Source organism: Psychrobacillus sp. 05T411 (assembly GCF_056396485.1).
In genome coordinates this window covers 1-373 of record NZ_JBFTLO010000072.1, presented here as the reverse complement: position 1 = coordinate 373, position 373 = coordinate 1, and the positions used below count along the sequence as shown (strand labels likewise).

2 rRNA genes are annotated in these 373 nt (G+C 39.4%); both read left to right on the top strand.

Features of this window, described 5'->3' with window-relative positions:
* A 16S ribosomal RNA gene (locus AC1DFT_RS20870) occupies window positions 1-62 on the top strand; the annotation flags it as partial.
* Between the two features lie 195 nt (window positions 63-257).
* Window positions 258-373: ribosomal RNA gene (locus AC1DFT_RS20865) — 23S ribosomal RNA — on the top strand; the annotation flags it as partial.

Genomic DNA, 373 nt, shown 5'->3' with positions numbered 1-373 from the left:
TGATTGGGGTGAAGTCGTAACAAGGTAGCCGTATCGGAAGGTGCGGCTGGATCACCTCCTTTCTAAGGATAATTACGGAATACAGATYTTTATCTGTATCTTAACGTTTTGCAGTTCAGTTTTGAATGTTCATTTTTATATGAAGATTCCAAACTTGTTCTTTGAAAACTGGATAAAACGACATTGAAACAATTAATACAAGAAATTCAATTTATGATCACTTWGTGATCATGATGTGTAAGACTTTTTAACTTTTAGGTTAAGTTAATAAGGGCGCACGGTGAATGCCTTGGCACTAGGAGCCGAAGAAGGACGGCACTAACACCGATATGCTTCGGGGAGCTGTAAGTGAGCTTTGATCCGGAGATTTCCG